Source organism: Sulfitobacter sp. CW3, from assembly GCF_019392245.1.
Lineage (GTDB): Bacteria > Pseudomonadota > Alphaproteobacteria > Rhodobacterales > Rhodobacteraceae > Sulfitobacter.
This window is the reverse complement of record NZ_JAHXRL010000007.1, coordinates 185,282-208,827: the sequence shown is the minus strand read 5'-3', so window position 1 is coordinate 208,827 and position 23,546 is coordinate 185,282. Positions and strand designations below refer to the sequence as shown.

Here is a 23,546-nt window from a genome sequence, read left to right as displayed (position 1 = left end):
AACAGCGCCTTTACCCTGCCCTCCGGCTTGCTCAAGGCAAAATACACCTTTGGCGAAAACCGCGATCAATCGCTGACCTTCAGCGCGACCAAAACAACATCCAGCGAACGCGACGCGCCGTATGACACGTTCACCACGACAACGGATATGTTTGGTAATGTTGATCGTGACACCACATCACGTACCGCCGCGCTGACCTATAACTTCAACCCGGCTGACAATAACCTCCTCGATCTGGATGTGCAGCTCAGCTATGCCGACCAACAGATTGACCAGACCTATATTTCAGGCAGTTCGTCGCTTGAAGGTACGCCGGCGGGTGCCGGACTGTTGCCACTGACAAACGCCGACCACCGGTACCAAACCACAAAACTGTCGGTCAAAAACACCAGCCTGTTTGACACCAATGCGGTTAGCCACGAGTTACGCACCGGGCTTGAGCTGATCCGCAAAGAGCGGCTTAATGCGAGTTCGGCCTACGGTGGCGTCGATAACAGGGTCGCCGTCTACGCGGTCGATGACATGCGCATTGGTAACGCTTGGACGATCACGCCAGCGCTGCGCTATGAAACGTCGGAAATCACCGGCTCGACAGCGCCAAATGATGGCGTCTATGACAATGATGCGCTGATGGGCGGGCTGTCTTTGCGCTATGCCTTTGACACCGGTTTTGCCGTGTTCGGTAGTGCCGCCTATACTGAATCCCTGCCCATCATCGACGACCTCAACAACGCGACGCTTATGGCGCGGTCCGAAAAGGCAAAGACCTACGAACTGGGCGCGTCCTATGACGGGATAGATCTGTTCCGCAGCGGCGACAGCTTTGCAATCAAGGCGAACCTCTACAAAACTGAATTGTATGACATCACATCCTTTACGAGCGGCGGGAGCCACCTGAAAAGCGTCGATACCGAAGGGTTCGAGCTTGAGGCATCCTATGCGATGGAAAGCGGTCTGTACCTTGATATGAACGCCAACATCACCGATGGCACACAAACGGCATCCGATGACACGGTATCAGACTGGGAGAACACAGCCGCTGATTCACTGCGCTTTACCGTGGGCAAAAAGTTCGGCGAAGAACTGGATCTAAGCTGGGAAGTGGTCGCCAACGCATGGACTGATGTAAGCGGCACCGAAACGCCCGGCTTTGGCATACACAACCTGCGCGCCACCTATATCCCTCAGCAAGGGGTGTTGAAGGATACGCAAATCCGCGTCGGTTTGGAAAACGTGTTTGATCGCGACTACACACCACATCTGTCGACCCGCTCTGCACCGGGCCGCAATCTCAAGCTGACGTTGTCGCGGACGTTCTAAGGACAAACGAGGATAAGACCGCGCTGCCTCGCGCGGTCTAACCTCTCTCGAATCTGCTGGGCTTGATTGGTGGCTTTAGCAGACGGCGGGGTGCCCATCCCCTCGGGTGGGTGCCCCGTTTTCACGTCAATCACCGCCAGACACCGCCCATCTACAACGGCGCGCCCTCTACATCCCGGGCAGCCAAAGCGCCAGTTGCGGAAACAGGATCAACAACAACACCAACAGCAACAAAGCCCCTACCGCTTCATCAAGCGTACGACCGCGCTGATGATGGGCTTCAAGTGGCTTTGTTGCACAAATCGGTTGAGGACAGCGATGCGGATTTGGATTTCCGCGACCTGCCTATTAAAGTCCCTCGCCATGAGCGATTGGCCGAGTGATTTCATACAATGCATTTTCGTTTCGACGCGGCTTCGGCGATGGTATCCGCTCCAGCGTCGTCACACCGTGCGGCCCAGATATCTTTGCGCATTGACCGCATCGTTGCGGGCAATTGCTCCGGCGCTCGTCGGCTTCCAGGGCTTGGCATTCTTGCGCGGTCGATCTCGGGCGGCAATCGCCTCGTGGCATTTACGGGTGTCATACGCGCCGTCTGCGGTGACACTGCCGATGCCTTGATCAGCAGGGATTTGGTGCAGAAGTTCTGGCAACACGGGAGCATCCCCTATGTTGCTACTGGTAACCTCAACGGCCCGTACCTCCGGCGTTTCTTCATCGATACCTATGTGTATCTTACGCCAGACGCCACGTTTGGGACTGCCATGCTTGCGGGCGTTCCACTCGCTTTCACCTTCAACCTTGATGCCAGTGCTATCGATAAGGAGGTTCAGTGGGCCCTTGGACCCACGATACGGCAGGCTTACGTTCAGAGTCTTCTGGCGTCGACATAAGGTGCTGAAATCAGGGGCCGACCAATCCAACCCGACCAAATGCAGCAAGCTCTGAACGAACCCAGTTGTTTGACGAAGCAGCATCCCGAACAGGACCTTAAGTGTCAGGCATGCCTGAATGGCGGCATCACTGAATTGCTGTTGCCGTCCGCGCTTGCCGCTTGGTGGCGGTGTCCAACCCATCTCCGGATCAAACCAGATCGACAACGATCCTCGTTGCTTCAAGCTGTCATTGTAAGACGACCAATTCTTGGTCTTGTACTTCGTAGGGGACCAACTGCTCACGCCTTCAGCTATCACGCTGGAGTCATACAGTGAATCCCTTCAACGGATTTGTGCAACAAAGACGATCGAGCCGGAATGTTGGTGTCAGAAGAGATGTATTTTGACCCCAATAACAAAGAGGTCTTTCTTGTCTTTGACGAGGGCGTGCTTGAACCATCCGACGCGCTTTTGGCCTATGTCGCGTATGGATCTTGTTCGTCTTTGAAGCAGGAGTACTTGATCACAGATTACTCCATTCCGAAACGCCCGATCCGTAGGTGTGCGTTTCAAGTTACAGTGGCCCGCGACTAAGTTTGGACCTGTCGCGGTTTGATGCCGCACCTCTGATAGCATTTACTGCAACAAAGGAGACTGACTATGGGACTGAAACGGACGAACGAATTCCGTCAGGATGCGGTGCGTATCGCACTGACCAGCGGGCTTACACGCAAGCAGGTGGCTGACGATTTGGGTGTTGGCATGTCGACGCGGAACAAGTGGATCAGGGCGCATCGAGACACGGATGTGGTTTCGAACGAGGATTTGAGCCTTGCCCAAGAGAATGACCGGCTGTGCCGCGAGAACCGCATTCTCAAGGATGAGCGGGACATCCTAAAAAAGCAACGCAGTTCATCGCGAGCCAAAAGCCGGGAGGTTTAGGTTCGTCGAAGAACACCGGGAAGCGTTTCCGGCCGCGCGCCTGTGTCAAGTTATGGATATCAGCATGCGTGGTTTGCGGGCTTTCCGCAGTCGCCCAGCCAGCCGCAGGCAGCGATCTGATATGGTGACGTTGGCGCACATCAAAGAACAATCCCGTCTCAGCCTGGGCAGTTACGGTCGGCCGCGTATGACTGAAGAATTGAAAGAGATTGGTCTGGACATCGGGCACCGCCGTGTTGGGCGTTTAATGCGCCAGGACGGCATATCAGTGGTCAGAACACGCAAACACAAGGTCACAACTGATAGCGACCACAAGTTCAACATTGCGCCCAACCTGCTGGATCGGGACTTCGCAGCGGATCAACCAAACCAGAAATGGGCAGGCGACATCAGCTACGTCTGGACCCGAGAGGGCTGGTTGTATTTGACTGTGATCCTAGACCTGCATTCCCGGCGGGTGATCGGTTGGGCCGTCAGCAATCGGATGAAGCGGGACCTGACGATCCGGACGCTGAACATCGCCATCGCATTCAGGACACCGCCCAGGGGCTGCATCCATCACACCGATCGCGGCAGCCAATACTGTTCGCATGATTATAAGAAGATCCTGCGCCAGCATGGGTTCAGGACATCCATGAGCGGCAAGGGCAATTGTTATGACAATGCTGCCGTTGGGACCTTCTTCAAAGCCATCAAGGCTGAGCTGATCTGGCGGAGGTCATAGGAAATCAGACGGCAAGCCGAGATGGCAATCTTCGAATACATCACAGGGTTCTATAATCCGCGATGCCACCATTCAGCATTGGGCTGGAAAAGCCTTGTCGCATTCGAACGGAAGGTGGCTTAAACGAGGACTTAGGGCGGCACCAAAGCGTGACAGGTCCAGCTGAACGCCAAGATCATCAAACCGGCCGTGGCCGAGGTAAACAAAACGTCGAACATCGTTGTGGTGCCGGAAATTCGCAAACGGGGGCGCGCCGTCACGGATATCAGGTTCAAGATTTCCGAGAACCCGCAATTGGCCATTCTGGATCTGGATGATGGCGAAGGTGTGCGTAAGTCGGATGTGTACAGCCGGCTTCAGGCGTTGGGGGTGAGCGACCGCTTGGCGCGCCAATGGATCGCGCATCATGGCGAGGACCATGTCGGCGAGAAAATAACCTATGTGGCAGGGCAGGGGGGCGTGCAAAACCCTGTCGGGTATCTGGCCGCAGCCCTGCGCGACGATTTCACCACTGAGCCCACCGCCACGAAACCGACCAGCGCCCGCGCGAAACTGTTGGAACGGGTGCGCGATCTGGTGGCCGCCCGCACCCCCACGCAGCGCGATGCGGACCGGCGTTTGTTTATATCGATGATCGACAGCGCAGATGCGCGCGCCGACTTTGAACGCCACGGCTGGATGTCTGCCCTAAACACCGCCGCCATCAAAGCGTTTTGGCAAGACCTGCAACCAGATGCATTTGATGATATTTAGCTTTGATCATCTGTTCCAAAATAGGTATGAGCTTTTTACAGTGGTCCCGTAGCTCAACTGGATAGAGCACCTGACTTCTAATCAGGGGGTTGGGGGTTCGAGTCCTCCCGGGATCGCCACTTAAAAACTTTGTGGGTACTGGCGACATCAATGATGCCGCAAATTTCGTATGCGCCAACTGAACCGTTAGGCAATACTGGTAAGCGCTGCAGTCAGCCTGTGTCAGTTGTTTCTGTCACCGGTTAATTTTGGGGCTGTCCGCTTTGCCGACCTAGCCGGCCATTCAGCCCTTGTCGCTGAATGGCCGCTTCGAGCTTTCTTTAGACTGCGGCAGTCGCTTCGATTTCAAAAAGCAGACCCGGTATCGCAAGCCGGGTTACGCCAAGCAAAGTCATAGGTGGCGCGCATTGGATTGGGCCGAAGCGCATGCCTAAGAGGTCAAAGTTTTTGAGCGCCTCATCCACATCCGTCGCAAACACACCAAGCCGGATGATATTGCTAAGGTCCATGTCGGCAGCGGCCAAAACAGCTTCGAGGTTGTCCAAAGCGAGGCCAATCTGGCCGCGCATGTCGCCGAGATGTTGCGGATTTCCGTCCCCGTCGACTGAGGTCTGGCCCGCGCAAATCAGCTGCCGGCGCGTGCCTTCGATAATTTCACCTTGGTTGTAACCAAGATTGAGCGACCAACTGCATGGGTTCACGGGGGTACGTTGCATTTTATAGGCCTCCTGTTTCAAAAATCGAAGTGGGGGCTCAACGCGCCTGTTCGCCTGAAATGTCTTCGTTAAGCGTGTCTTCGAGGTGCCAAATCTTGGAAACGATCTGCCAACCGTCCGCACCCTTCACAAAACCCAAATGATCCACAAAGATGCTCTGATGTGCACGGATGCGGATTTTTACCGTCGCGCTGATCGGGGACAGAAAATCGACCATCAGGACCTCGGCTTCGCGCATTTGGCCGGTGCTTGCGGGGGACACACGCCCTCCAACATCGCGGCTAAAGCTCTCGATGGGTTCAACAAAAACCGTGCCGTTGTCAGCGTCGAACAGGCTGGACTGCGGATGAAATACGGCATTCAGCTTTTCGGTGTCACAGTGGTGGATTGCATCAAAGTAGGTGTCGATTGCATCGAATAGGTCGGTTTGAATTGTCATAGTTTCATCTCCGGTTGGCGTTGATGAAACAGACTTGCCATCAAACGAAAATTGGCGATACTGGCAAAAATGACAATATACGGTCAGATTAAGCCAACATGACAAAGTTTACCTCTCTCCCCCAGAAACACCCTCTCGTTTGCGCGATTGCCTATGACGGTTTGTGCACTTTCGAATTCGGCATCGCTGTCGAACTCTTCGCCTTGCCGCGGCCTGAATTCGAAAACTGGTATCGCTTTGCAACCGTCAAAGCCGAGCCCGGCCCCATCCGCGCGACGGGTGGTATTACGCTAGACGCCGATGACAATCTTGAGCTGTTAAAAGAGGCCAGTTTGATCATCGTTCCCGGCTGGCGCGGCGCTGACACCCCGGTGCCAGAAGCATTGTGTAGCGCTTTGCGCGCGGCCTACGACAACGGGGCCAGGATCGCGTCAATCTGTTCAGGTGTGTTTGTGTTGGCGGCATCGGGGTTGTTGAACGGAAAATCTGCGACAACCCATTGGCGATATACGGACATGCTATCGGCGCGGTATCCGCAGGTGTCGGTTGATCCCGATGTTTTGTTTGTTGAAGGGGACCGTATTTACACCTCTGCGGGTTCGGCGGCCGGGCTGGATTTGGGATTACACATCATCCGGCAAGACTACGGTGCACAGGTTGCCGCATCCGTGGCGCGTCGGCTTGTGCTTCCTGCGCAACGAGACGGGGGACAGCGGCAATTTGTGCCACGTCCAGAGCCAAAAGCGCGCACAGGTTCTGGCCTCGCGACATTACAGGACCATATTCGTGCATCCATTAATGAAAACTGGCCCATCGAACGCATGGCGCGCGTGGCGGCGACAAGTGGACGAACCCTCGCGAGACGGTTTCAAGAAGAGACCGGAACGACCCCGTTGAACTGGTTGAAGGTTGAACGGGTATCGCGGGCAGCAGAACTCCTTGAGAACGGGGCTATTCCGTTGCCCGACATTTGGGAGATCTGTGGCTTCGGGTCGGCCGAAACGTTCCGCCGAGAGTTTCGTAAAATGATGGGCGTGCCGCCATTGCGATACCGAGAACGTTTGGGTGCGCCCAGTATGAGCCCGAATTAGGTAGCTGTGGGCTTGGTTGAAACCGCGCGATCTTGCCGCCGAGGGAAATATCGCAGCGTTCATTCGGTTCGGTAGTCGTTCAAACGGGGGATGCCCGCTAAATTGTTTTCGCTGGGCGCTGCAGCGGGGATCAGCAAGTTATTGACCTGATTACGAGCTGGTAAACTGTATCTTTAATCGAAATGTATAGTTTGTCTTTGCCAACTGTTTTGGCGCTTTTGAAAAACGCTTTGCCCGCTTAACTGCTGCCACGGCGGCGGCGTCCAGGGCGGGCTGCCCGGAGCTGCGCGAGACGCCGACGTTCACAAGAGCACCATTGTGCGCCACGGAGACCACGACCGTAACGGCACCGGTTTGACCGCCACGCGGACGCCGCTTTGCACGGTCAATTTTAGCGCGGATAGATGCACCCCATACGGCCACCAGCGTTTGCTTTTCGGACTTTGACAGGTTTGAATTACTCGAGGTCTGACGCTTCCCAGCATTGGATTTTCCGCCCGAGCCAGCCGCAGTCGCTGCTTTCGACGGTGCCGAAGCCGCCTGCGCCGGTTGCTTTTTCGGGGGTGACGGTTGCGTGGGCTTTTCGACCAGGGGCTTGAAAACCGGTTTTGGGGGCGGTTTTATCTCGGACAACCGATTGGCAGGTGGCGCGGGTTGCGGCGGCGCATTCTGGACAACTGGCGCATTATCTACATCACCCGGGTTTTGAAGCATCTGCGGCAACGCGATTGGCGTATTTAGATTTGCTTCTACAGTGGGTGGGGTTGGGTCAACTGTGGCAGCTTCGGGCGGCGATAGCTCAATGTTGGTCTCAGCTACAGCTGGCGGTGTTTCCCATGCTTTGATCAGATCGCCATAGCTTTCAGGGGCTGCGACCAACGTCATCAATTCGCTGCCCCCCGCGCCGGCAGACGACGCCGCCCCATCGCTGGGTTTTGCCCAAAAGGCGGCCACATGCAGGCCAAAAGCAAACAGCAGGAAAAGGGCGCTGTTGATGACTACACGTATCATGGCTGAGCAGTTTCAACGCGTGTCGCCAGCCAGACATTGGTGATCTCACGCGCCGCAAGGTTTTTTAAAAGGGCTGGAACCAATTGCGCATCGGCGTCGGCGTCGGCGCGGATTGTCAGCGGTGGGCGCGCCTCTGGCCCGGTGCAAATAACATCGGCGCAAAGATCGATATAGGCCAACTCAAGCGCATCAATCGCGGCGGCTTCCCCAATCGTGTCACGAAAAGCGATATCGCCTTTGGCATTTATATAAAGCGTCAACGCGCCGTCATCGGGCGCGTCAGAGGACGCAGTAGGGGGGGTCACCTCGAACGGGTCAGGGGGTGCGATTTGCGCGGTCATCAAAAAGAAGATGAGCAACAGAAAAACCACGTTGATCATCGGAATGACGTTTTCTTCGCGCGGTTTACGCGGGGTGGGCTGGCTGAAATCCATCGGCTATTCCACGACCACAACTTGGGTAAATCCCGCATCACCCAGATCACCGAGAATTTGAACCATAGCCTGGAGTTTTGCACCGCTCTTGGGGCGCAGGATGATTGTGTCCGAGGGTTTAGACGTCAGCGCGCTCAATCGAGCGGGCAGGGCGGATCGTTCAATGGTGTTACCGTTCAAAAGCAGCCCCTCTGCAGTGATGTCGACCAGCCTGGGCGGGCCTTCATAGGCGGACCCCGATGATCCACCCGCGATGCTAAGCGGGATCTGCATATCCATGCCAAAGCGCGAGGCCAACATGAAGAAGACCAGCAAAAGGAAAACCACGTCGATCATGGGGGTCAGCGATGGGGTACGACGCTTGCGCGTTTCAGCGATGTGCATTGCTCACTCGGCCGCCAACCCAGATGGCACCTGCGTGGTTTCCTGTGCGCGTGCGGTTTGGAAAATCCGCGTTCCGATGTCCTCCATCTCTAATCGCAGCCGGTCAGTGATGCTTTCGAACCATGTCACGGCAACAGACGCCGGAATGGCGACCGCCATGCCCGCGGCTGTGGTTAGCAATGCCTCCCAGATGCCGCCCGCCAACATCGACGGGTCCGCGCGGGCACCGGCCTCTTGCAGCGCTTGAAACGCTGAAATCATGCCCAAAACAGTGCCCAACAGGCCCAATAGCGGGGCGATTGTCGCGATCAGCTCTAACGGGCGCAACCCTGCGCGGGCACGGGCCAGACACAGCTTTGCAACCCGCAAGGTTTCGTCTTGCGCTGTTTCCTTATCAAAGCCGGGGTTGGACGATGCTTGAAATGCAGTCCGGGCGAACCGCGCGCGAATGGTGCGGCGGTTGTGAAGGTCGGCCAGCACGATATCTGAATTTCCGTCTTTCCAAGCCGTGATAGACCGTTCAACCCTGCGCCCGCCTGTCCACGCGCCAAGCCAGACCAGATCCCAGACTTTCCAAAGAATAAGGGCGACCGTTATCACCGAAAGCGCGGCGATGGCCCAAATTGACGGCCCGCCTGCCTTTAAGAATGCAATCGCGGATAGGGTCGCATCGGTGAATGTCGTGAACTGCAACATCAGATAGCATCCTTAACTTGGTGGCTGGCTGATGTGGCTTGCCTCTACCTGTGGTTTATAATCTTGATTATTATTGTCAAGTAACTGACGGCGCGCTGGCAAAGTCTTTACCAGACCCTATGCAAAGATGTTTTGCGGTATCTTGCAGAAAAAACCGGGCCAATATGGCCCGGCGTCGTCGCGTATGGCGATGCCAATCAGAACTCGCGGCTTAACGACAGGGAAATAACCCGTCCCTGACCTTTGGTGCAGCCGTAGCTATCATAGCAAAGGCCCTCGTAATCCTTGTCGAACAGGTTGTTCACATCAAGGTTCACCGTCATTTCCGGCATCTCGTACTTCAGGCTAAGATCAGCCAGCGCATAGCCGGCTGTTTTGCGGCCGTTGCTTTGGGTTGCATAGAACGCGGACACATAACGCACCCCAGCCCCAACCGAGAGCCCCCGCACGAAATTTTCCGCGTCATAGTCAAACCACAGGGCCACCTGATGGGGCGGGGCCATCGAATTATGGTTGCCGACAAGCGTGGTGTCTGAGGATTTGCTAACCTTTGAGTCCAGGTAGGAATAGCTGAACACACCTTCGACTGCTTCATTCAGACGCCCACGCGCTTCGAGTTCGAGGCCGCGCGAACGCACCTCGCCGGTTTGCGTAAAGCTGGACCAAGTCGCGTCTCTTGTGTCGTATTCCTTAACATTGGTCTTTCTCAAATCGAAAACCGCGGCGCTTAGCATCAGATCGGCAGAAGGCTGAAAGCGCATGCCTGCCTCCCATTGGGTGCTTTCGGAGGGATCAAGCACGTCACCCGACAGCGTTTTACCGATGTTCTGGGTGAACCCTTCGGTATAGCTGAGATAGGGTGTAAGACCGTTGGCGAATTCGTGGGTCACCCCAATCATGCCAGTGGTCGCATCGTTTTTCTGACTGCTTTGGGTTCCCGCAATCAGGTCATCGATCGTGTTATCAAACCGGCTGTGACGCAGGCCCATGGTGACCTTGGTGCCATTGCCCATATCCAGATGATCTTGCAGATAGATGCCCGTCTCGCCGTATTCGGTCCGTTTTCTGGAGCCCAATGCGGGATCAGTGACGGCGAAATCCAAACTCAGGTTGCTGTAAGGCACCGTATACATTGTGTAATCGATGTATTGGGTCACATCGTAGCGCGATGTCTGGTGATCCAAACCAACCGTCAACGTATTCTCGGCCCCGGCAAAGGAATTGGTCCACTTAAGATGGTTGTCGATACCAAAGGTTTCCGCATCTTCATCATTTACGAAGGCGTAATATTTCAGACCGCTCGCGTCTGCCGACGAATAATCCAGCTGCGCATAGTCAGTTGTTTGATGTGCATAGCGCACACTTTGATTGAAGGTGAGGTTCGGCGCAAAGCTGTGTGTGAACTCCCAACCTAACGTCTCTTGCTCGGTGTCAAAGTGGTTGTAGGTCGACTGCTTGAGGTTGTAGCCATCAGGAAGGCTGCCCCAGGTGCTGTTGATATCCTCGCCGTTGATGGGGGCAAAAATCAGTGGGGTCAGGGAATCCTTTTGGATATGACCCAGAATTGTAAGGGATGTGCTGTCGGTCGGTGCCCATGTCAGGCCCGCCGCAAGGAAACCACGATCATCGGCCGAGTTATCAACTTCGGTTTCGCCGTCGCGTACCATTCCTGTGACACGGGCGGCAATTGTGCCTTGCTCGTTGATCACATCCGACCAGTCAAATCCGACCAACGCCGAACCGTTGCTATCATAGCCGATTTTACCTTCGGCCAGACGCCCAAACACGGGCCGCTTGGTAACAAGGTTAACCATCCCCCCTGCATCGTTCGAACCATAAAGCACGCCCGCCGGGCCACGCAGAACATCAACGCGTTCGATCATATACGGATCAGTCGTGAAGCCGGAAAAGTTCAACACTTTTTGCGGGAGGCCATCGCGGTAAAGCGAAGAAGACCCCATATCAAAGCCGCGAATGGCGAACTGGTCGAACCGGTTATCCATACCCCAAGTTGACGGCAAAACACCGGGCACATAGGCGATGCTGTCTTCCACCTGACGCGGTGCGCGGGATTCAAGCTCTGTCGATGTCACGACGGAAATGGATTGAGGCACTTCTGCGAGCGGCACACCGGACTTGACGCCCGTTTCGGTCGCAAGCGCAAGGTAGCCATCAATTTCGCCTGAATAGGCCAGTTCGTTTTCGACAACAATTGGCACCAAGTCGATGACATCGTCTTGGGCGTAGGCAGGCAAAGCAGTGGCCAAGCTCACAAGTGCAGTTTGGCACAGCAGTCTGGGTCTCGTTGGCAGACGCAACGATTGGTGGATGTCAAAATAGGTCATGGAGCTCCCCAAGAAGTGGTGCGGCAGCGCACCCGGATGACGAGCAAAGAGGCTCGCGTCTCACCTGGGGATGTCCTGGGATTTGTGCAAAATAACGGGAAAGTGACGACTGTCAATCGCTTGACGGGCTGTCTCGTGAATTACCGTGATTCTAGCACTAGTTGTTGACCGCCTTGGCCAGTCGCGGCATCAGCCGTTCTGCGACCCACAGAATTGATAGCGGGCTTTGAAAGCTCATAGCGCCGATTTCCTCGGTATTTGCCCAGACGGATCGGTCGTTTTGGGACAACGCGCCTTCACGGTAGGCTGGCAACCCTTCAATCAGCGCGCGCCCGTTTTCGTCAGCAAGCCACAAGGCGACGTCTTTATCAAAAAGGTCCAGCCGTTCGAGGCTGACCGAGAAATTGCCAGACCCCGCAGCAAGCCTGTCATATTCGGCAGGAACTTTCAGGCCAAGCGACGCCATCAACCGATTGGACCCATCGTTTGCGCTATAGCCGATAAGCTCGGTTCCCGTGACATAAGCGACCGCAACTTCGGCGTCGGACAGTTCCGGGTAAGCATCGGCGAGATTGGCCAGTTCCGCTTCAACCTTGGCAATTACTGCATCGCCTTGATCTTTGCGGCCTGTGGCCTGCGCGATCAACCGCATTTCCTCCTGCCAGGGGGCCGTCCATGCCTTATACCCCGACGGTGGGCCAACCACCGGCGCAATTTGCGACAGCTTGTCGTAGGTTTGCCGGTCAAGCGGCGCAAAGGTCGCGACGATCAGATCTGGTTTTTTCTGCCAGACCCACTCCAGATCAATCTCGAACCCACGCTGGACATCGGGCTTTGCATCCAGCGTCTCGCGCGCATTTTCTGCCCAGCTCCAAGTGGCGTAGGGATTGCCACCGAACCATTCATGGACACCCACGGGCGCAATGCCCATCGCATACAGAAAATCCTGCTCATGATACCCGACCGAAACAATGCGCTGCGGCGTGTTTTCAATGCGGGTTTCGCCAAAGCTATGCGTGATACGTATCGGATCAGCACTTAGCCGGAGGGGCACAAACACAAGTGAAATGAGGCATAGAAGGGTAGCAAGACGCATCGGGTTCTCCAGCAGGGCGGGCCTGGCGTCTGGCTTGGCGGCTTTGGCAGTGCTCTCGCAATCCTTGGCAACTGTCAAGATGACCGTGCGACCTCTTGCAGCGCCTTTGGAATATGAATACCCATTAAGGGCAAGCGTCATGCCAGCCGAAAACCAACGGGAATGTCATGTCACGCGCATCTTTCGCCTCTATCCTTGTTCTACTGTGTCTGGTTTTGTGCCTTTGCGCCGCCTTGTCTTTGCGCTTTGGCGCGGCACCGGTGACGCTGGGGGCGTTGTTGAACGACACACTCGGCCTGTTGGAAAGCCGCATGTTCCGCACGGTTTGCGCGATATGCGTCGGGGCGGCGATGGCCATTTCGGGATTGATGCTTCAGACATTGACGGGCAACCCGCTGGCCGATCCGGGGATCACGGGCATCAATGCGGGTGCTGCACTGGCCGCCATCGCATTGGCCTATTTCACACCCTTCAACAGTGGCATGGCGATCTTGTTGGCCGCAAGCGTCGGTGCAGGGCTTGCCGGATATACGTTGTGGCATCTGGCAGGGGCTGACCCCGTGAGCGGGGCCGGTGGCATCGCCTTACGTTTGCCCCTTGCCGGTCTCGCCATTGAAACCTTGTGCCTTGCGCTTGCCACCGCCCTGATCTTGGCAGATGCGGAAATGCAGGCGCGATACTTGCGCTGGATTTCTGGGGCTATTCCCGCAGTTGCCCGCACTGAAACGGCCCCTTTGGGGGTGATCTCTGTTTTGCTTGTCGCCGGGTATTTCACCTGTGAACGGCTTGAGCTGCTCAGTCTTGGGGCGGACCAAAGCGATAGCCTTGGGCGAAATCCCAATCGCACCGTCGCGTTGGTTCTGACCTGCGTTACCGTGCTAAGCGGCGCAAGCGTTGCGATTGCGGGCCCGTTGGCGTTTCTGGGTCTGTTGGTGCCCTTTGTCGCGCGCGGGTTGGCGGCGGGGTCTTTGCGGCGTGCCTATCTTTTCGCGCTGCCTATTGGGGCATCCGCACTGGTGCTGGCCGACACAATCGGTCGCGTCATCGCCCGCCCCGGAGAAGTACACGCCGGTATTATCGCCGCCCTTTTAGGGGGACCCGCGCTGATTATGGTACTGCGGCGCGTCCTGCGACCCGCACGCTGGCACGCCGAATGAAGCCCGTGATTACACTGTCTTTGGCGCTTGGCTGTTTGGTGTTTCTTGCCCTATCGGGTGGGCGTGACTGGCTGGCACCCGCAGATGTCTGGCACGGGCTTTGGAGCACAGAGAACTTTGTTATCCATGTCCTTCGCCTGCCGCGCACCGCACTGGCTGTTGCCGCCGGGCTGGCCCTTGGGCTTGCTGGTGCCTTGATGCAGGGATTGACCCGAAATCCATTGGCCACACCCGATGTGATCGGTCTGGTGCAGGGGGCAAGCCTTGGGCACATTGTGGCGCTCGGGTTGGGTACGTCTGTCTTTTTGGGGGAAACGGTCGGCGCGGCCTTTGCCCTATTTGCCGTCATCGCGCTGGCCCGTGAACAGGGCCCAATTGCGTTTGTTCTATACGGAATCGGGGTGGGCGCGACGGCGTCGGCCGCAACGACCGTGATATTGCTGCGCGCACCTGACGCGACCATCACCCAAATGATGCTGTGGCTGTCGGGCTCTCTTGCGCGTGCGGATCTGGCGACCGCCGGCGCGCTGTTGGGCGGCGTTATCTGCGCCGTGTTCATTGTGCTGTGGCGCGCGCGTGATCTGCGCACGCTGTGGCTGGGCGATGACGTGATGACTGGGCTTGGCGTCAATCTGCCTGTGCTGCGGTTCACGGTGCTTGGGCTGGTCACGCTGCTGACGGCAGGGGCAACTTTGGCCGTGGGACCGATCGGATTTCTGGCCTTTACCGCCGCCCCCCTAGCCCGTGCCGTAACAGGGGCTGAACCGCCCGCGCTGTTTCCCGCCGCACTTATGGGTGCTTGCCTTTTGACGGCTGCCGATCTGGCCGCGCGGTTGATCGCGCCGCTTGTCACATTGCCAACCGGGCTGATCATGACCTTGATCGGCGCGCCCTATCTTATCTTTTTCCTATGGTCAGAAAAGCGAAAGACAGCGTGATGAAGCAGCCCCTTTTTGACATCCAAGACCTGACCGTTAAGCTAGGTGGAAAAAGGATCTATTCACAGTTCAGCGCACAACTGCCTGATGTGGGCATTACGGGCATCATCGGCCCTAACGGATGCGGAAAATCAACGTTGTTGCGGTGCCTTGGCGGTTTGACAACGCCTGAAAATGGTAGCGTCCGACTGCGAGGGGCGGACATCGGGCACCTGTCCTCTATTGCACGGGCACGCCAAATTGCGTTCTTGCCGCAAGAGCCGCCAATGCTGACTGATATGACGGTCGAAGGGTTGGTCGCCAAAGGCCGCACCCCCTGGCGGAAAGCCTTTTTACCGGCGTCGCAGGCGGATCGCGATGCCGTAAGCCAAGCGCTTGAGGCCACTCAGTTAACCGAGTTACGCCATCGCCGGCTGACAGCGCTTTCAGGCGGGCAGCGACAGCGGGCGTGGATTGCCATGGCACTGGCCCAGCAGACCGAAGTAATCCTGCTTGATGAGCCGACATCCTACCTGGATCTGCCACACCAAATCCGGTTGATGCAGCTGCTCCGCGATCTTGTGGCACAAAAGGGCCAGGCCCGCCGCGTCGTGGTGGTGCTGCATGACCTGACCATCGCCGCGCGGTTTTGCGACACGCTTGTCGGCCTTTCTGATGGCAAGCTAATCTGCGCCGGACCGCCGTCCGAGGCTTTGACCCCCAAGACAGTCATGCAGCTTTATGGCCTGCGCGCGCAAGTGCGCCCCGACCCGGTTTTCGCCCGCCCGGTCGTTTACCCAGAAGAGTGAAAGAGGCGATGCTTTGCGACCGTTCGCAGTAAATGATGCTGATGGAAGCAAAGGTCCGGTTCGGGCCTAAACGGTAAAATGCTGCGCGTTCGACGAAGGTCAGCTCTTTCCGAATGGCACCACCGTTAAATTACTTAGCGACGCTTGCTGGATATGATTGAAAATGGGGGATCTCAGAAAAGTATAAACTTTGCAGGTTTAACCATGGACGCGCTAATACACTCTGTGAGACGGCGAATTCACATTTCCCCCCACAGGTGACAGCATTGCTATCTAGGGTTCTCCAGTTGATTTAATGCACGCCAACATTATCAATTAACCGAACACCCGCCAGCCAGGCTGCTGCGAATAATCTGGAGTTTGCGTTCGCCTTGTTCAGAGATGTAAGCTGATCGCTGTCCCGCAACTCCAAATACTCAACTTCGTTGAATCCTGCAGCTATGATTTTTGCTTTAGCGACATCAACGATATCCGACATCAAAGCGCCTTTCGCCAACGCAACCCGCATATCCTCCATCACGTCTGGCAACGCAGCCGCCTTGGCGCGCGCGCGATCCGAGAGCAACAAATTACGCGAAGACATAGCCAGCCCGTCTATTTCACGGATTGTCGGGCATCCAATGACCTCGATCGGGATATCAAGATCGGCTGCCATCCGGCGCACGATCTGTAGCTGTTGGTAGTCTTTCTCACCAAAGAACGCCTTGTCGGCTGACGTCTGCAGGAACAGCTTGGACACTACCGTTGCGACGCCATCAAAATGCCCGGGCCGATGTGCGCCGCACAACATATCAGTCAGGCCGCCAACGGACACATTCGTCGCAAAGCCATCCGGATACATCTGCGCGCCATCAGGGACATAAATCACATCCACGCCGATGGACTCGAGCTTTTTGGCGTCATCCTGTTCGGTCCGGGGATAGTTTTCCAGATCCTCGGGGTTGTTGAACTGCTTTGGGTTTACAAAGATCGTGACGATGACGCGGTCGCATGTGTCGCGTGCTGCACGGGCCAGCGACAAATGTCCCTGATGCAACGCCCCCATCGTTGGTACGACACCGATCGTTTCGCCCGCTTTGCGCCACGCAGTTGTTCGCGCGCGAAGACCCGCCAATGTTGTTTCAATCGGAGCGATCATGTCTGGGGTACTTCATCGGCAAAGACATGTTCTGCTGCAGGGAAAGCCCTGTTGCGAACTTCTTCGGCATAGGTCGCGATTGCAGCTTCTGCGGTTTCGCCCAGATGAGCATAGCGTTTCACAAATTTGGCTTTGAAGGCTGTGAACAATCCTAACATGTCGTCGACCACAAGTATTTGACCGTCGCAACCCGCACTGGCACCAATCCCGATGGTCGGGATATCCACCGCAGCCGTCACGTCATCAGCCAGAGTTGCAGGCACTTTTTCCAACACCACAGCAAAAGCACCCGCCTGTGCGACCGCATGAGCATCCGCAATCAAAGCGTCGCGGGCGGCACCACGGCCCTGGACCTTGTACCCGCCAAGCGTGTTGGTCGACTGTGGCGTGAGGCCGATATGGGCCATGACGGGAATACCGCGCGCCGCCAAAAACGCAATCGTATCGGCCATGGAAACACCGCCCTCAAGCTTTACAGCCCCTGCGCCTGTTTCAGACATAAGACGCGCGGCATTTCGAAATGCCTGTTCACGGCTTTCCTCATAGGATCCGAACGGCATGTCGATGACCATCATCGCAGAGGTTAACCCCCGTGCGACAGCCTGCCCGTGCAGGATCATCATCTCCATTGTAACGCCCAGGGTCGATGGCAATCCGTGCAGCACCATGCCCACGCTGTCGCCCACCAGAACGAAATCACAATGAGCGTCCATCATTTCCGCCATCGGAGTCGTATATGCCGTCAGGCTGACAAGTGGAGTACCGCCCTTTGACGCGCGAATGTCATCCGCCATCAGGGCGCGTTTCTTTCCCGTAGCGCTCATCTGCTTCCTCTCTGCAGGTAAATAACCGAACCAAGATATCAGTGACGGCTCTTATACGATAGGTTCGATCTCTGAAAGCTTTGACTGGAGAATGCGACAAGCCGCGCAATCCGGCTGTTCATTCAGAAAGAGCGCAGGTCGGTTTTGTTCTGCATAGGCGACGTTGGTTGAGGTCGCGGGGAGGGGCCCGTTCGAGCCCTTATTGACCGGTGCCGCGTTGTGTACGAACGGCCACTATCAGGGGCCTCTCAAAAACCTTCAACAACGGGCGTGGATTGCCATGGCACTGGCCCAGCAGACCGAAGTAATCCTGCTTGATGAGCCGACATCCTACCTGGATCTGCCACACCAAATCCGGTTGATGCAGCTGCTCCGCGATCTTGTGGCACAAAAGGGCCAGGCCCGCCGCGTCGTGGTGGTGCTGCATGACCTGACCATCGCCGCGCGGTTTTGCGACACGCTTGTCGGCCTTTCTGATGGCAAGCTAATCTGCGCCGGACCGCCGTCCGAGGCTTTGACCGCTAAGACAGTCATGCAGCTTTATGGTCTGCGCGCGCAAGTGCACCCCGACCCGGTTTTCGCGCGCCCGGTTGTATATCCCGAAGAGTAATGGGGCGATGTTTTGCAACCCTTCACGGTCATTCGCGTTTTGAGGTTTCTTCTAGGAAACGCACAATGTCAGGCACAAGTACCTCGTGGAGTGGCAAAGCCGGATTTGCATATGTGGCAAAAGGGTTCCCGGCGACTGCAGCTTTCAGCATATGTGTTCCGCCAGCAAGGGTCACCTGATGGGCCTGGGGTAGCGCCTCTTTGAGCAGATTGGCGTCACGGGCGCGCACCTGAATATCTTTGTCCCCTTGGATAATTAGCGTAAGGCCTTGCCATTCTTTGGCAAGGCTCACTGGGTCGTACGAGAACAGGTCGATCATATAGCGCTGGAGGCCTGCCGAAAAAAGCGGTTGCAGAACTGGTGTCACTGAAACGGGATCGCGGCTCTTACCTGCCTCAAGATCCGCGACGATGGTCCTAAGCTCAGGCATCAGGGGCGCATTGGCCGGGTTAGCCTCGAACTGTTCAATCATCAGCTGCCCAAAAGGTCGCCCCGGGGTGGCCATAAGGATCAGGCCGCAAAGACTTTCAGGTGACTTTTGCGCGGCGACCAACGCCACCAGCCCGCCTTCAGAATGTCCGGCGATCCAGACGCAAGGCGCGAGGCCGGACGCATACCGCACCCAATCGCGGGTATCTTTGGCATAGGCAGAAATAGTGATATCGTTCGGATCGACGATGGCCTTAGCACTGCCATAAAAGCCCCTTTTGTCGATGCGCAGCGAAGCAACCCCGCGTTCGGCCAACCCGTCTGCCAACAATCGATAGGCATCCGTCGAAATGCCCAATTCCAGAGAATTTCCATCCCTATCTGTCTGCCCCGAGCCGGGGATGATAACCACTGCATGAGCAGCCCCCTCGACTGCGATTTGCTCCGCTTCGAGGGGGCCCTGTGGTCCCGAAATCTGAACGGGATCGGCCGCTGCCAATGCGGGAAAGAACAGGATAAAAAGACAGGTCAGGCGCATGAAGTTCTCCAATTATTTGCGGACAGCCTAAAGCGGATCAGGGACGCCCGGCCAAACGATATTCACTCGGCGGGCGATATCTATATTAACGTGCCCTATGACCGACCCGATGCAAAGGCCGCATCAAGCCGCGCTTTGAAGCGCTCGTGAAACCTTGTGTCGCCGATGATACGCAGGTGGTTGGTGCCGGTGACCGTATCTGCAGCAGTGGCGTGGCGCGACAGTTTGCGCCAATCAACAAGGTTCAGCCCACGGCTTAGGCTGTCGCCGGCGCTGAACGAGGCGACGGGCACCTCGAGAGATCGCATTTTGTGACGGCGGAACACCAGCGCGTTGTCGATCAACACCCAGAATGTGTGTTCACGGCTCGAGATATCGGGGCCATCAAAGGGCAAAGGTTCCGCTTCGTTGCCGATAAACCGTAAGAACTGGTCAAAGCATTCATCGTCCATCGTTCCAATCAGTCGGTCCCATTGCGCCCGCATTTTGGTTTTTTCGAGCCAAATCAAGAGATCCTGTTCTAGCTGTGCGCGTTCACCGGGTTCAAACTGTGGCGTAGCGTTCGGTGTGAAATCAGTGCCCAGATCACACACATCGACCATACCGATCAACTGCACATCCACTTTGCCCTGAAGCTGGCGGGCTGCCTCCCACGCCAGCAGGCCGCCCCAAGACCAGCCCAGAAACGCCACAGGTTGTCCCGCACTTTCGGCGCGGATATGGGCGACATATTCGCCCACAACGTCCTCGACCGACACATTTTGCTGCTTTTCTTCGTTCAGCGAATGGCACAGGAAACCGGTCACAGGTTGATCCGAGCCCAAATGATCTGTCAGGCGCAGATATTCGCGCGTTGAAACCAGCAATCCGGGGAAACAATACAGGCGTGGTTTGGTGCCGCTGGCGCGCAATGCAATCGCACTGCGCCCTGTTTGACCCCCCGCTGCGATCCGTTCAGCGATTCCGCGTACCGTCGGCGCGTCAAACAGATCTGCGATGGTCAGGGCCGTTTCGGGCCAATGCTTGCGCATGGCGGCGAGCGCCTTGAGTGCTATCAGCGATTTACCCCCCATGGCAAAAAAGTCATCTGTAACCCCCATCTGCGGTGCCCCGATCAGGTCGCGCCAAATATCCAAAATCGTGCTTTCAGCCGTGGTTGTGGGGGCAACGCCTGCGCCGCCCTGCCGCTTTATAGGGGCCATTGGCATTGCAGCACGGTCGAGTTTGGCATTTGGGTTGGTTGGCATTTTTTCCAGCACAATGACCGCATCCGGCAGCATGTGTTTGGGGAGCTTTGAGCCAAGCCCATTCAGCAGCGCGTCGCCAGCGTTCAGGTCAGGGCCAACCACATAAGCCAACAGCCGTTTTTCGGCCCTATCCTCGCGCAACAGCACCAATGCCTCGCTCACGGTTGGGTCGGTCAAAAGGGCGGCCTCAATCTCGCCGGGTTCGATCCGGTAACCGTTGATCTTGATTTGCAGATCAACCCGCCCGACAAATTCAATCGTTCCGTCTTCTCGCCAGCGCCCCAGATCGCCGGTACGATACAGTCGCGCGCCCGATGTACCATCCAAAACCGGGCCAAAGGGATCGGGAATAAACCGGTCCGCCGTCACATCCGGCTTGCCGACATAGCCGCGCGCGACACCGGTACCCCCCAGATAGATTTCCCCCACAACACCCTGCGGGCAGGGCATCATTTCAACGTCCAGCACATAGGCACGGCGATCACCGACGGCACGGCCAAGCGGGGCATATGTCCCTTCAAACCGTGTGCCAGCATCCACTTTCCAGACCATGGGTGTCATGATCGTTTCGGTCGGCCCATAACCATTGATAAGGATTTTCGCCTTAAGCGCCCGCGACAAAAGATCAAATGTCGATTGCGCCAGACCTTCGCCGCCAAAGGAATAGAGCCGCATGGGCGGGGCGCTGTCGGTATCCTCGGCCCATTCTGCGAGCTGTTGCAGATAGGTGGTCGGGATCGACGCGTTATTGCACCCATGCACGCGCATCGCTGTCAGCGTTTGCTCGGGCGTCCAAAGTGGGCCATCGGGGATCACCACCGAACCGCCCATCATCAACGGAACCATCCAACGTTCATGCCCCCCATCTGACGAAAACGGCAAAAACGGCAGCTCGCGGCTTTCGGCGCTCATCTCGTAGACGCGGGCGGTGGTCTGGTTGTGATGGCTTAAGGGGCCGTGTTCAACGGCGACGCCTTTGGGTTTGCCGGTCGATCCGGACGTGTACATCACATAGGCCAGCTGATCAGGGTGGATTGTCACAGCGGGTGCATCCGCGCGCGGTGCATCGGCAAAATCCTCAAGATACAGAACCTGCGCATTCAGCCCCTTGGGCAAGCGATCAAGAAAGCCGCGACGCGTTAACACCACACGCACGCCAGCATCTGTCAGAATATGGTGGTTGCGGCTGGTCGGGTGATCCGGTTCAACCGGAATATATGCGCCGCCCGCTTTCAGCGTTGCGAGGATGGCCATCAATGCGTCGGCACCGCGCTCGATCAAAATGGCGACCGACACCTCAGGGCCGACACCCATTTCGACCAACCGATGCGCAAGCGCGTTGGCCTGTCCGTCTAACACGCCATGGGATATCTGATCTTGCCCACAGATTACCGCCACTTTGTCCGGTGTGCGTTGAGCATGCTCTGCGATAATTTCATGGGTCGGGCGTGGATCAATCGGCGCATCGTCGGGGTAGGGTGCGGAAAGCACGCCAAGCTCCGCGTCGCTCATGATCGGCAATAGCGAAACCGGCTCGGTTGGTGTCTCTAACCCGCCATGCAGCACACGTTCGAGATGGGTCAAAAACCGCGTAATTTGCGGCGCGGTAAACAGCCCTGCATCCGCATCAACAGCCACAACCAGCCCTGCGTCGGTTTCCTCGGCGACAATCACAATCTCTTCGGACAGCGGCGGCATTGGACGCGCCAGCCGGGTGACACCCTCGGGCAAGGCACGGGTCGGCAAAATATGCAAAGACACCGCACCAAGGGGGTGGGGATCAGCGTCGGCCCGGGCCAGCCGATCCTGAACCAACGTTTCGCTTGGCAATTGGTGGGCCCGGCCTTCGCTGATGACTTGTTCAATTTTGGTTTGTACCGCATCAAAGCCCCGATCCGGTATCACGCTGATACAAACAGGCAGAACGCCAGCCGTTCTTTGGGTGCTTTCCACAGTCTGACCACAGGCAAATCGGAACGCGTTCATGCCGCTATACCGACACAGCAAAACAGCCACCGCCGCCGCCAGCGCGGTTTCCAGCCGAGCATTGCTATCGGTGCCCGCGATCTCGTTGCACAACGCCTGTGGCAAAATCCGGGTTTCACGCAACCGTTGCTGCCCTTCCTGCGCGTCAAATCGATGCGGCACCCGGACAACACCGTAGCTGTCCATCAGGGCCTGCCATGTGTTTAGACGCTGCGCGCGGGTCTTGCGATCGATCTGGGGCTCCCCAGTTTCAGCGACACGTTGCCCCGGCTCATCTGTATCAAGCGCGCCCCAAATTGCGCGCTCGACCGAGGCATAGACACCATCGTCGGCCAAGATCGGGTGCAGCGTAAGCGCCAGAATATACCCACCATCAGCGGCGGACCAGAAATCGGCAAAAGCGCGGGTATCCTCAAGCGACGGCCGATGCGTCTGCGCAGTATCCTGTGCCATCGCGGCATCGCCAAAACCGCACAGCGACAGTTTTGTTTCATGATCGGAATGGCGGATTACCTCACCGCCGGGTTGGGTTTCAAACCGCGCGGTAAAGGCCGGATGCGCGGTCAGAACCCGCTCCACTGCGTCGGTCAGATGCTCCTCATCCCAACGGCTCTCAAACTTCAGCATCAAAATTTCAGGCGTAAAGGGGGCCAGATCACCCACTTGCTCATGGGCAAAAATACGTTTCTCATGGCTGTTCAGCGCCCGGGCGGGCGTCGGGAAATCCAAATCTTTGCTCATGACATTGCCTCCTTCAGTGCGTCGGGGCGCATGTCTGTCCAGCGCGCGGCAATCGTTTCCAGGCAGGCGTCACGGGGTGCCGGATCGCCAATGATATCCCATCCATCAGGGGCGGGCCGCGTGGCGGGGTACACGGAATAGCGCCCCTCGTTATTGCGCAAAACGCGCCATTGAGCATGGGCCAGAGTGGAATGTGTCATGCGCCTGTCCTTTGACTACAGTTGATAGATCCTGTCACCCAGACGTATGGGCCCGTTCAAAATTCACCCGATAGGCGGACTATTTTGCGATTTTGAAAAATATTCCTCCGAAAGGTGAATTTCC

20 protein-coding genes, 1 tRNA gene and 3 pseudogenes are annotated in these 23,546 nt (G+C 56.8%); 10 read left to right on the top strand and 14 right to left on the bottom strand.

The window, feature by feature from the left end; translation table 11 throughout:
* The coding region (locus KZZ06_RS16085; protein ID WP_219581136.1) for a TonB-dependent receptor at nucleotides 1-1,320 on the top strand (1,320 nt) is incomplete at its 5' end.
* Between the two features lie 239 nt (nucleotides 1,321-1,559).
* Here KZZ06_RS16085 and KZZ06_RS16080 read toward each other — a convergent pair.
* Nucleotides 1,560-2,498 (bottom strand): annotated as a pseudogene (locus KZZ06_RS16080) (IS5 family transposase).
* Between the two features lie 75 nt (nucleotides 2,499-2,573).
* Here KZZ06_RS16080 and KZZ06_RS16075 point away from each other — a divergent pair.
* From KZZ06_RS16075 to KZZ06_RS16060, 4 genes and pseudogenes are all read left to right on the top strand, one after another.
* Nucleotides 2,574-2,789, top strand: a complete 216-nt coding sequence (locus tag KZZ06_RS16075) for a hypothetical protein (protein WP_219581135.1) — start codon at nucleotides 2,574-2,576, stop codon at nucleotides 2,787-2,789.
* 66 nt (nucleotides 2,790-2,855) lie between these two features.
* Nucleotides 2,856-3,984 (top strand): annotated as a pseudogene (locus KZZ06_RS16070) (IS3 family transposase).
* A 36-nt stretch (nucleotides 3,985-4,020) separates the two neighbouring features.
* Nucleotides 4,021-4,614, top strand: a pseudogene (locus tag KZZ06_RS16065) (replication initiation protein); the annotation flags it as partial.
* Nucleotides 4,615-4,656: 42 nt separating this feature from the next.
* A tRNA-Arg gene (locus tag KZZ06_RS16060) sits at nucleotides 4,657-4,733 on the top strand.
* A 201-nt stretch (nucleotides 4,734-4,934) separates the two neighbouring features.
* Here the strand turns inward: KZZ06_RS16060 and KZZ06_RS16055 are convergent.
* Nucleotides 4,935-5,330 carry a RidA family protein gene (locus KZZ06_RS16055; RefSeq protein WP_219581134.1) on the bottom strand — a complete coding sequence of 132 codons (396 nt, stop codon included), beginning with the start codon at nucleotides 5,328-5,330 and terminating at the stop codon, nucleotides 4,935-4,937.
* Nucleotides 5,331-5,367: 37 nt separating this feature from the next.
* The gene (locus KZZ06_RS16050; RefSeq protein WP_219581133.1) at nucleotides 5,368-5,769 is read right to left on the bottom strand and encodes a nuclear transport factor 2 family protein; all 402 of its coding nucleotides are present in this window, start codon (nucleotides 5,767-5,769) and stop codon (nucleotides 5,368-5,370) included.
* Between the two features lie 98 nt (nucleotides 5,770-5,867).
* On the opposite strand from KZZ06_RS16050, the gene ftrA reads away from it, so the two are divergent.
* Entirely contained in the window at nucleotides 5,868-6,860 is a 993-nt protein-coding gene (gene ftrA, locus KZZ06_RS16045) for a transcriptional regulator FtrA (RefSeq protein WP_257884404.1), read from the top strand.
* Between the two features lie 150 nt (nucleotides 6,861-7,010).
* On the opposite strand, the gene KZZ06_RS16040 is transcribed toward ftrA, so the two are convergent.
* The 6 genes from KZZ06_RS16040 to KZZ06_RS16015 all read right to left on the bottom strand — a co-directional run bounded on the left by KZZ06_RS16040 (nucleotide 7,011) and on the right by KZZ06_RS16015 (nucleotide 12,967).
* On the bottom strand, nucleotides 7,011-7,871 hold the full coding sequence (locus KZZ06_RS16040) for an energy transducer TonB (protein WP_219581132.1): 861 nt from the start codon (nucleotides 7,869-7,871) through the stop codon (nucleotides 7,011-7,013).
* Entirely contained in the window at nucleotides 7,868-8,305 is a 438-nt protein-coding gene (locus tag KZZ06_RS16035; RefSeq protein ID WP_219581131.1) for a biopolymer transporter ExbD, read from the bottom strand. Before KZZ06_RS16035 ends, KZZ06_RS16040 begins: the two co-directional genes overlap by 4 nt.
* A gap of 3 nt (nucleotides 8,306-8,308) precedes the next feature.
* A complete protein-coding gene (locus KZZ06_RS16030; RefSeq protein ID WP_219581130.1) occupies nucleotides 8,309-8,689 on the bottom strand; it encodes a biopolymer transporter ExbD in 381 nt (126 codons plus the stop codon).
* Between the two features lie 3 nt (nucleotides 8,690-8,692).
* Nucleotides 8,693-9,385 (bottom strand): MotA/TolQ/ExbB proton channel family protein, encoded by a 693-nt coding sequence (locus KZZ06_RS16025; protein WP_219581129.1) that lies wholly within the window; start codon nucleotides 9,383-9,385, stop codon nucleotides 8,693-8,695.
* A 197-nt stretch (nucleotides 9,386-9,582) separates the two neighbouring features.
* Nucleotides 9,583-11,730 (bottom strand): TonB-dependent siderophore receptor, encoded by a 2,148-nt coding sequence (locus KZZ06_RS16020; RefSeq protein WP_219581128.1) that lies wholly within the window; start codon nucleotides 11,728-11,730, stop codon nucleotides 9,583-9,585.
* Between the two features lie 157 nt (nucleotides 11,731-11,887).
* Nucleotides 11,888-12,967, bottom strand: a complete 1,080-nt coding sequence (locus KZZ06_RS16015) for an ABC transporter substrate-binding protein (RefSeq protein ID WP_219581127.1) — start codon at nucleotides 12,965-12,967, stop codon at nucleotides 11,888-11,890.
* A 26-nt stretch (nucleotides 12,968-12,993) separates the two neighbouring features.
* Between KZZ06_RS16015 and KZZ06_RS16010 the strand changes: the two genes are divergently transcribed.
* From KZZ06_RS16010 to KZZ06_RS16000, 3 genes are read left to right on the top strand one after another with little or no spacing between them, the layout of a single operon-like run.
* Entirely contained in the window at nucleotides 12,994-13,983 is a 990-nt protein-coding gene (locus KZZ06_RS16010; RefSeq protein WP_219581126.1) for an iron ABC transporter permease, read from the top strand.
* The gene (locus tag KZZ06_RS16005) at nucleotides 13,980-14,921 is read left to right on the top strand and encodes an iron chelate uptake ABC transporter family permease subunit (RefSeq protein ID WP_219581125.1); all 942 of its coding nucleotides are present in this window, start codon (nucleotides 13,980-13,982) and stop codon (nucleotides 14,919-14,921) included. The genes KZZ06_RS16010 and KZZ06_RS16005 overlap by 4 nt, the downstream gene beginning before the upstream one ends.
* The gene (locus KZZ06_RS16000) at nucleotides 14,921-15,709 is read left to right on the top strand and encodes an ABC transporter ATP-binding protein (RefSeq protein ID WP_219581124.1); all 789 of its coding nucleotides are present in this window, start codon (nucleotides 14,921-14,923) and stop codon (nucleotides 15,707-15,709) included. The genes KZZ06_RS16005 and KZZ06_RS16000 overlap by 1 nt, the downstream gene beginning before the upstream one ends.
* 292 nt (nucleotides 15,710-16,001) lie before the next feature.
* Here KZZ06_RS16000 and panC read toward each other — a convergent pair whose 3' ends face one another.
* Together panC and panB are read right to left on the bottom strand one after the other, a co-directional pair.
* The gene (gene panC, locus KZZ06_RS15995; RefSeq protein ID WP_219581123.1) at nucleotides 16,002-16,847 is read right to left on the bottom strand and encodes a pantoate--beta-alanine ligase; all 846 of its coding nucleotides are present in this window, start codon (nucleotides 16,845-16,847) and stop codon (nucleotides 16,002-16,004) included.
* Nucleotides 16,844-17,671, bottom strand: a complete 828-nt coding sequence (gene panB / locus KZZ06_RS15990; protein WP_219581122.1) for a 3-methyl-2-oxobutanoate hydroxymethyltransferase — start codon at nucleotides 17,669-17,671, stop codon at nucleotides 16,844-16,846. The genes panC and panB overlap by 4 nt, the downstream gene beginning before the upstream one ends.
* A gap of 280 nt (nucleotides 17,672-17,951) precedes the next feature.
* On the opposite strand from panB, the gene KZZ06_RS15985 reads away from it, so the two are divergent.
* Complete coding sequence (locus KZZ06_RS15985; RefSeq protein ID WP_219581121.1) at nucleotides 17,952-18,281, top strand: ABC transporter ATP-binding protein; 330 nt, start codon at nucleotides 17,952-17,954, stop codon at nucleotides 18,279-18,281.
* Nucleotides 18,282-18,309: 28 nt separating this feature from the next.
* On the opposite strand, the gene KZZ06_RS15980 is transcribed toward KZZ06_RS15985, so the two are convergent.
* From KZZ06_RS15980 to KZZ06_RS15970, 3 genes are all read right to left on the bottom strand, one after another.
* The gene (locus KZZ06_RS15980) at nucleotides 18,310-19,248 is read right to left on the bottom strand and encodes an alpha/beta hydrolase (protein ID WP_219581120.1); all 939 of its coding nucleotides are present in this window, start codon (nucleotides 19,246-19,248) and stop codon (nucleotides 18,310-18,312) included.
* 95 nt (nucleotides 19,249-19,343) lie between these two features.
* Nucleotides 19,344-23,222: an amino acid adenylation domain-containing protein gene (locus KZZ06_RS15975; RefSeq protein ID WP_219581119.1), complete on the bottom strand. Its 3,879-nt coding sequence runs from the start codon at nucleotides 23,220-23,222 to the stop codon at nucleotides 19,344-19,346.
* Nucleotides 23,219-23,422: an MbtH family NRPS accessory protein gene (locus KZZ06_RS15970; RefSeq protein WP_219581118.1), complete on the bottom strand. Its 204-nt coding sequence runs from the start codon at nucleotides 23,420-23,422 to the stop codon at nucleotides 23,219-23,221. The genes KZZ06_RS15975 and KZZ06_RS15970 overlap by 4 nt, the downstream gene beginning before the upstream one ends.
* Between the last annotated feature and the right edge of the window lie 124 nt (nucleotides 23,423-23,546).

What these genes read in the sequence shown, in the direction of transcription:
- KZZ06_RS16050 (WP_219581133.1), bottom strand. Translation starts at nt 5,769, where the DNA reads ATGACAATTCAAACCGACCTATTCGATGCAATCGACACCTACTTTGAT.
- KZZ06_RS16030 (WP_219581130.1), bottom strand. Translation starts at nt 8,689, where the DNA reads ATGCACATCGCTGAAACGCGCAAGCGTCGTACCCCATCGCTGACCCCC.
- KZZ06_RS16075 (WP_219581135.1), top strand. Translation starts at nt 2,574, where the DNA reads ATGTTGGTGTCAGAAGAGATGTATTTTGACCCCAATAACAAAGAGGTC.
- panC (WP_219581123.1), bottom strand. Translation starts at nt 16,847, where the DNA reads ATGATCGCTCCGATTGAAACAACATTGGCGGGTCTTCGCGCGCGAACA.
- KZZ06_RS16025 (WP_219581129.1), bottom strand. Translation starts at nt 9,385, where the DNA reads ATGTTGCAGTTCACGACATTCACCGATGCGACCCTATCCGCGATTGCA.
- KZZ06_RS16000 (WP_219581124.1), top strand. Translation starts at nt 14,921, where the DNA reads ATGAAGCAGCCCCTTTTTGACATCCAAGACCTGACCGTTAAGCTAGGT.
- panB (WP_219581122.1), bottom strand. Translation starts at nt 17,671, where the DNA reads ATGAGCGCTACGGGAAAGAAACGCGCCCTGATGGCGGATGACATTCGC.
- KZZ06_RS16020 (WP_219581128.1), bottom strand. Translation starts at nt 11,730, where the DNA reads ATGACCTATTTTGACATCCACCAATCGTTGCGTCTGCCAACGAGACCC.
- KZZ06_RS15970 (WP_219581118.1), bottom strand. Translation starts at nt 23,422, where the DNA reads ATGACACATTCCACTCTGGCCCATGCTCAATGGCGCGTTTTGCGCAAT.
- KZZ06_RS15985 (WP_219581121.1), top strand. Translation starts at nt 17,952, where the DNA reads ATGGCACTGGCCCAGCAGACCGAAGTAATCCTGCTTGATGAGCCGACA.
- KZZ06_RS15975 (WP_219581119.1), bottom strand. Translation starts at nt 23,222, where the DNA reads ATGAGCAAAGATTTGGATTTCCCGACGCCCGCCCGGGCGCTGAACAGC.
- KZZ06_RS16010 (WP_219581126.1), top strand. Translation starts at nt 12,994, where the DNA reads ATGTCACGCGCATCTTTCGCCTCTATCCTTGTTCTACTGTGTCTGGTT.
- KZZ06_RS15980 (WP_219581120.1), bottom strand. Translation starts at nt 19,248, where the DNA reads ATGCGCCTGACCTGTCTTTTTATCCTGTTCTTTCCCGCATTGGCAGCG.
- KZZ06_RS16005 (WP_219581125.1), top strand. Translation starts at nt 13,980, where the DNA reads ATGAAGCCCGTGATTACACTGTCTTTGGCGCTTGGCTGTTTGGTGTTT.
- ftrA (WP_257884404.1), top strand. Translation starts at nt 5,868, where the DNA reads ATGACAAAGTTTACCTCTCTCCCCCAGAAACACCCTCTCGTTTGCGCG.
- KZZ06_RS16015 (WP_219581127.1), bottom strand. Translation starts at nt 12,967, where the DNA reads ATGACGCTTGCCCTTAATGGGTATTCATATTCCAAAGGCGCTGCAAGA.
- KZZ06_RS16055 (WP_219581134.1), bottom strand. Translation starts at nt 5,330, where the DNA reads ATGCAACGTACCCCCGTGAACCCATGCAGTTGGTCGCTCAATCTTGGT.
- KZZ06_RS16040 (WP_219581132.1), bottom strand. Translation starts at nt 7,871, where the DNA reads ATGATACGTGTAGTCATCAACAGCGCCCTTTTCCTGCTGTTTGCTTTT.
- KZZ06_RS16035 (WP_219581131.1), bottom strand. Translation starts at nt 8,305, where the DNA reads ATGGATTTCAGCCAGCCCACCCCGCGTAAACCGCGCGAAGAAAACGTC.